The organism is Variovorax sp. 20P10.2.4, from assembly GCF_058244205.1.
The window spans coordinates 1-6,541 of the sequence record NZ_JBZAYE010000424.1 but is presented as its reverse complement, the minus strand read 5'-3'; the positions used below and the strand labels follow the sequence as shown (position 1 = coordinate 6,541).

General features: G+C 70.4%; 6 protein-coding genes. 5 read left to right on the top strand and 1 reads right to left on the bottom strand.

Features of this window, described 5'->3' with window-relative positions:
* The 5 genes from AC27VN_RS29085 to AC27VN_RS29065 form a co-directional block, all read left to right on the top strand.
* The coding region (locus AC27VN_RS29085) for an ABC transporter substrate-binding protein (protein ID WP_490878788.1) at positions 1–877 on the top strand (877 nt) is incomplete at its 5' end.
* Positions 878–924: 47 nt separating this feature from the next.
* Positions 925–2,049 (top strand): LLM class flavin-dependent oxidoreductase, encoded by a 1,125-nt coding sequence (locus AC27VN_RS29080; RefSeq protein ID WP_490878787.1) that lies wholly within the window; start codon positions 925–927, stop codon positions 2,047–2,049.
* A 150-nt stretch (positions 2,050–2,199) separates the two neighbouring features.
* Positions 2,200–3,021, top strand: coding sequence for a class II aldolase/adducin family protein (locus AC27VN_RS29075; RefSeq protein ID WP_490878786.1), 822 nt, complete (start codon positions 2,200–2,202; stop codon positions 3,019–3,021).
* A 25-nt stretch (positions 3,022–3,046) separates the two neighbouring features.
* Complete coding sequence (locus AC27VN_RS29070) at positions 3,047–4,048, top strand: ABC transporter substrate-binding protein (RefSeq protein WP_208509790.1); 1,002 nt, start codon at positions 3,047–3,049, stop codon at positions 4,046–4,048.
* A gap of 13 nt (positions 4,049–4,061) precedes the next feature.
* On the top strand, positions 4,062–5,039 hold the full coding sequence (locus AC27VN_RS29065; protein ID WP_490878785.1) for an ABC transporter substrate-binding protein: 978 nt from the start codon (positions 4,062–4,064) through the stop codon (positions 5,037–5,039).
* Positions 5,040–5,049: 10 nt separating this feature from the next.
* Here the strand turns inward: AC27VN_RS29065 and AC27VN_RS29060 are convergent.
* Positions 5,050–6,541: carboxylesterase/lipase family protein (locus AC27VN_RS29060; RefSeq protein ID WP_490878784.1), on the bottom strand; the 1,492-nt coding region annotated here is incomplete at its 5' end.

Here is a 6,541-nt window from a genome sequence, read left to right as displayed (position 1 = left end):
CGTGGGCACCTACAAGGGCCTGTGGCGGCCGCTGATCCAGGCCTCGGGCCAGGGCAACACGCCCTACCGCATCGACTGGCGCGAGCTCAACAACGGCGTGCTGCACATCGAGGCGATCAACGGTGACGCGCTCGACCTGGGCTCGGGCAGCGAGATCCCGCCGGTTTTCGCGGCGCGGCAGAAGTCGAGCGTGAAGCTGGTGGCGGTGACGCACGAGGACCTCAACAACCAGGCCACGCTGGCACGCAAGGACGCACCGATCCGCAGCATCGCCGACTTCAAGGGCAAGCGCGTGGGCTACGTGCGCGCCACCACCTCGCACTACTACCTCGCCAAGCAGCTGGCCGAGGCCGGCCTGGGCTTCAACGACATCCAGGCCGTGAGCCTGACGCCGGCCGACGGGCTGTCGGCCTTCGCGCGCGGCGACCTCGATGCCTGGGCCATCTACGGCTACAACGGCCAGCTCGCGCGCATCCAGTACGGCGCGCGCACCATCAAGACCGGCGTCGGCTACCTGTCGGGCAACTTCCCGATCTACGCCAACCCGCGCACGCTCGACGACCCGCTGCGCCGCGCCGCGATCGCCGACCTGCTGCAGCGGCTGCAGCGCGCCTTCGCCTGGATCAACGGCAACTTCCTCGCCTATGCGCGTGCCCAGTCGGCCGAGACCCGGGTGCCGGTGGGCGACATCGTCGAGCTGTTCAACGGCCGCAGCGGCGACTACAGCCTGGGCCCGGTCAGCGACGCGGTGGTGCGCAGCCACCAGGACGTGGCCGACACCTTCCTGCGCATCGGCGTGCTCGACGGCCCGGCCGACGTGCGGCCGCTGTGGGACCGCGGCTTCGACGGCGTGCTGCGCCAGCCGCCCGCGGCCTGATCCCTTCTTCATCCGTTTCCGACAGACACCCACCGAGAGGACACACCATGAGCCAGAACCACAACGACCACAGCGGCGTCGAATTCATCGGCATGATCCAGGGCCAGAAGGTCTCGGAGATCCATGCCGCCAAGGGCCCGGCGATCGACCGCGACTACGTGCGCGCCTTCGCCCAGGCGCACGAGCAGGCCGGCTTCGACCGCGTGCTGGTGCCGCACCACTCGACCGGCCCCGATGCCACGCTGACCGTGGCCTACGCGGCCTCGGTCACCGAGCGCATCCACTTCATGCTCGCGCACCGCCCGGGCTTCGTGGCGCCGACGCTGGCGGCGCGCCAGTTCGCCTCGCTCGACCAGTTCAGCGGCGGGCGGCTCGCGGTGCACTACATCTCAGGCGGCTCCGACGACGAGCAGAAGCGCGACGGCGACTGGCTCGACCACGACCAGCGCTATGCGCGCACCGACGAATACCTCGATGTGCTGCACAAGGTCTGGCAGGCCGACAAGCCCTTCGACCACGAGGGCGCGCACTACCGCGCGCTCAACGCCTTCTCGGAAGTCAAGCCGCTGCAGACGCGCAACGGCCGCCCGCACGTGCCGGTGTATTTCGGCGGCGCCTCGGAAGCCGCGATCCCCGTGGCCGGCAAGTACGCCGACGTCTACGCGCTGTGGGGCGAGTCGCTCGAGCAGGCGCGCGAACTCACGACCCGCGTGCGCGCCGAGGCCGCGAAGCATGGCCGCAGCGTGCGCTTCTCGGTCTCGTTCCGCCCGATCCTGGCCGAGACCGAGGAGAAGGCCTGGGAGCGTGCCGACCACATCCTGGCCGAGACGAAGCGGCTGCGCGTGGTGCAGGGCTACAACCGCGGCGGCCCGCAGCAGAGCGAGGGCGCCAAGCGCCTGCTGGCCGCGGCCGGACAGGGCACGCGGCTCGACAAGCGGCTGTGGACCGCGGTCGCGCAGGAGATCGGCGGGCGCTCCAACAGCACCGCGCTGGTCGGCACGCCCGAGCAGGTCGCCGATGCGCTGCTCGACTACTACGACCTCGGCGTCACCACCTTCCTGATCCGCGGCTTCGATCCGCTGGAGGACGCGGCCGACTACGGGCGCGAACTGATCCCGCGCACGCGCGAACTGGTGGCGCAGCGCGCGGCCTCGATCCGCAAGGCGGCCTGACCACCCTGCCTTCCTCCCTCCCCCGCTGGGGGAGGGCCGGGGTGGGGGCACGCGGCGCATCCACCGCCCCACCCCGCAGCCACCGCCGCGTGCCCCCATCCCGACCTTCCCCCAGAGGGGGAAGGAGCCCATACCCAAGAGGACATCCCCATGAGCGCCGTTCTTTCCATCGACCGCAACGCCTCGGCCCTGAAGCTCAACCCGGTGCCGACGCAGAAGTACTGGTTCGACCCGATCCCGCCGCGCACCAGCGTGCAGGCCGAGCGCCGCCACCGCCAGGAGCGCCTGGCGGGCGCCTTCCGCCTGTTCGCGCGCTTCGGCTTCGCGCAGGGCCTGGCCGGCCACATCACCGCGCGCGATCCCGAGCTGAGCGACCACTTCTGGGTCAACCCGCTGGGCATCCACTTCTCGCGCATCAAGGTCTCCGACCTGCTGCTGGTCAATGCCAGGGGCGAGACCGTGATCGGCGACCGCCCGCTCAACAAGGCGGCCTTCGCGATCCACGCGGCGATCCACGAGCACAACCCCAGGATCGTCGCGGCCGCCCATACCCACTCGACCTACGGCAAGGCCTGGTCGACCTTGGGCCGCAAGCTCGACACGCTGACGCAGGACAGTTGCGTGTTCCACGACGACGTGGCGCTGTTCGACGACTTCACCGGCATGGTGGTCGACACCAGCGAAGGCGACCGCATCGCGCAGGCACTCGGCGACAGGAAGGGCGCGATCCTCAAGAACCACGGCATCCTGACCGCCGGCCCGACGGTGGAGGCCGCGGCCTGGTGGTACATCGCGCTCGACAACGCCTGCCACACGCAGCTGCTGGCCGAGGCCGCCGGCACGCCGCAACCGATCGATGAAGCCACGGCGCGCCACACCCACGGCCAGATCGGCGGGCCCGAGGGCGCGATCCATTCCTTCGACAGCCTCTACCAGGGACTGGTCGAGGCCGAGCCCGAGCTGCTGGACTGACTCCTTCTTTCTCCTGGAACCGCCGATGAACGCATCCCTCTCCCGCCGCCGCCTCCTGCGTGCCGGCGGCGCCGCCGCCGTGGTCGCCTCGGGCGGCCTGATCGCCTCGCAGGCCTTCTCGCAGTCGACGCGCAAGCTGACCTTCGCCTGGAACGCCGCGGCCTTCTGCCTCTCGCCGGTGGTGGTGGCGCAGGAGCGCGGCTACTTCGAACGCAACGGCCTGCAGGTCGAGCTCATCAACTACACCGGCTCGACCGACCAGCTGCTCGAATCGCTGGCCACGGCCAAGGCCGACGCGGCGGTGGGCATGATCCACCGCTGGCTCAAGCCGCTGGAGTCGGGCTTCGACGTGAAGATCGTCGGCAGTTCGCACGGTGGCTGCGTGCGCCTGGTGGGCGCGAAGGCCGCGGGCGCCACCAGCCTCGCGAGCCTCAAGGGCAAGATCATCGGCGTGTCGGACATCACGAGCCCGGGCAAGAACTTCTTCTCGATCCTGCTCGCCAAGAACGGCATCGACGCCGAGCGCGACGTGACCTGGCGCCAGTACCCGGCCGACCTGCTCGACCTCGCGGTGCAGAAGGGCGAGATCCACGCCATCGCCGACGGCGATCCGAACGTCTACCTGATCGAGAAGCGCAACAAGGGTGCGTTCGTCGAGATCGCGAGCAACCTCACGGGCGAGTACAAGGACAAGGTCTGCTGCATCGTCGGCGCGCGCGGCGAACTGGTGCGCAAGGACAAGGCCACCGTGGCCGGGCTGGTGCGCGCCATCGCGCAGGCCTCGGACTACGTGGCCGAGAACCCGAACGAATCGGCCAAGCTGTTCGCCAAGTACTCGCCCAAGGTGCCGGTGGAGGACCTGCGCGCGCTGCTGGGCACGCTCACGCATGCGCACCATCCGCTGGGCCGCAGCCTGCGCGACGAGGTCGCGTTCTACGCGGCCGACTTCCGCAACGTGGGCGTGCTCAAGAAGAGCACCGACCCGGCGCGCTTCGCGGACCACGTGTCGTACGACCCGCTGGCCTGAGCACGGTCACGCCATGACGAACCGCATGCCATCCGCCAGCCGCCGCCGCTTCATCGCCCAGGGCGGCGCCGCCGCGACCATTGCCGCCCTGCCCGCCTTCGCGCTGCAGGCCCGTGCCCAGGCGCGCCCGTTGCTCAAGGCCGGCGACCAGAAGGGCGGCCTGCGCGCGCTGCTCGAGGCCGCGGGCGGGCTCGAGGGCCTCTCGTACGACATCCAGTGGTCGGAATTCCCGGCCGCCGCGCCGCTGGCCGAGGCACTGAACGCGGGCGCCGTCGATTCGGGTCCGATCGGCGATGCGCCGCTGATCTTCGCGCTCGCGGCCGGCACGCGCGTGAAGGCGATCGGCGCCAACCGCTCCGACTCCTACGGCACGGCCGTGCTGGTGCGACCCGACTCGCCGTTCAAGAGCGCGGCCGAGCTCAAGGGGAAAAGCGTGGCCACCAACCGCGGCTCCATCGGCCACTACGTGACGCTCAAGGCCATCGTCGCGGCGGGGCTGAAGCCCGAGGACATCAACCTGCGCTTCCTCGCGCCGGCCGACGCCAAGCTCGCGCTCACGCAGGGCTCGGTCGATGCCTGGGCCACCTGGGAGCCCTACACCGCGCTGGCCGAGACCAGCGGCCATGCGCGCGTGCTCGCCAGCGGCCGCGGCCTGCTGCCGGGCCTGAGCTACCTCGCGGCCACCGACGCGGCGATCGCCGCCAAGCGGCCGGTGCTGCAGGACTTCCTGCAGCGCGTGGTGCGCGCGCAGCAATGGTCCTATCGCAACGTCGATGCCTTTTCCGCCACGCTCGCGCGCATCATCGGCATCCCGCCCGAGGCCGCCAGGCTGCAGTTCGAGCGGCGCCAGCAGAAGTGGGTGCCGATCGATGCGCAGGTGGTCGCCGACCAGCAGGGGACGGCGGACTTCTACCGGCAGGTGGGGCTGATCAAGCAGGCGCTCGATGTGAAGACCACCTTCGACACCGGCTTCGGCATCGCGGCCGGCTGAAGTCCTTCGCTCACTCCAGCACGATCCGCTTCTCGCCCGCCGTCGCGTCGAACAGCAGGCGCCGCGGCGTGCCCGCGGGCGTCCAGCGCACCCACTCGACGCCCAGGCCGGCGTGGTTGGGATTGCCGGTCTTCATGAACGCGCCCACGCTGCCCATCATCGCGGCCGACAGCGCCTCGCGGCCCGGCCGGTTGGCATCGGTGTAGTTCATCGAGAACATGCCCTTGCCGAAGTTGCCGAACATGAACGGGATGTCGGTGGAATGGCCCGCGCCGTACAGCGTGTTCCACGGCTCGGGGCCCTGCGACCAGTCGAAGCGGTAGGCATAGACCTCGGGCTGGTGCGCCTGGAACAGGGTGAGCGCCGAGGTGATGCTGGCCGCGAAGCTCGCGGCCGTGACCGCCTTGCCGGCCGCGTTGTAGGCATCGACCGTGACACCGGGCTTGAGCACGCTCGCGAGCGTGGCCGAACCCGGCGCGGTGGGCCGGTTCGGATCGAAGTCGTACATCATCAGGAAGCGCGTGGCGTCGTCGACCTGGTAGTAGGACTGCAGGAACATCTTGCCCTCGTCGCGCGTGGTGCCCGCGAGCAGCGGCACCTTGCGGTACTCGCCCGCCTCGACCGCGGTGCGCGCGACGGCGGGCAGCACGGTGCCGTCGCCGATGTTGTCGGCCTGGCCCGAGGACAGCAACGCGAGCTGCGAGGCCGGTGCATTGCGCAGCAGGCTCGCGACCTGCGCGTCGCTCATGCCCGCGATGGTGGCGTCCACAGTGGCCTCGGTGGCCGCGCCGGTCATCACGAGCAGCTTGCGCACCACGCCCTTGGCATAGGTGTCGGCCTGCGCGGTGCTCGAGATCTTCACGCCCATGCTCATCGGCACGGCCTTCTGGAACCAGTCCTTGCCCTTGCTCAGCGGCGTCAGGATCATCGCGTAGGTGTTCCAGGCGCCGGCCGACTGGCCCATCAGCGTGACGTTGCGCGGATCGCCGCCGAAGGCCGCGACATTGGCATGCACGAACTCGAGCGCCTTGGCGAGGTCGAGCGTGCCGTAGTTGCCCGAGTCGGTGACCGCATCGCCGCTCCTGAGCGCCGGATGGCGGAACCAGCCGAACACGCCGAGCCGGTAGTTGACGGTGACGACGACGGCGTTGTTGCTGCGCGCGAAGTTGACGCCGTCGTAGGTCGGGTTGTGGGTGTAGCCCACGGTGTTGGCACCGCCGTGCACCCACACCACCACGGGCAGGTTCTTCTCCTGCGTGGCGGGCCGCCAGACGTTGAGCGTGAGGCAGTCCTCGGCGCCGACGAGCTGGCCGAACGAGGTGCCGATCTCGCGCGTGAAGCCGTCGTCGGCCAGCGGCGGCGCATAGAAGCTGCCGGCCTGCGCGCACGAGCGGCCGAAGTCCTTGGCGCTGCGCACGCCGCTCCAGGCGCTCGGCGAGACCGGCGGCTTCCAGCGCCGCTCGCCGACCGGCGGCTGCGCGTAGGGAATGCCGAGCCAGGCG

Coding starts and splice junctions, on each gene's coding strand:
- AC27VN_RS29080 (WP_490878787.1), top strand. CDS start 925: ATGAGCCAGAACCACAACGACCACAGCGGCGTCGAATTCATCGGCATG.
- AC27VN_RS29075 (WP_490878786.1), top strand. CDS start 2,200: ATGAGCGCCGTTCTTTCCATCGACCGCAACGCCTCGGCCCTGAAGCTC.
- AC27VN_RS29070 (WP_208509790.1), top strand. CDS start 3,047: ATGAACGCATCCCTCTCCCGCCGCCGCCTCCTGCGTGCCGGCGGCGCC.
- AC27VN_RS29065 (WP_490878785.1), top strand. CDS start 4,062: ATGACGAACCGCATGCCATCCGCCAGCCGCCGCCGCTTCATCGCCCAG.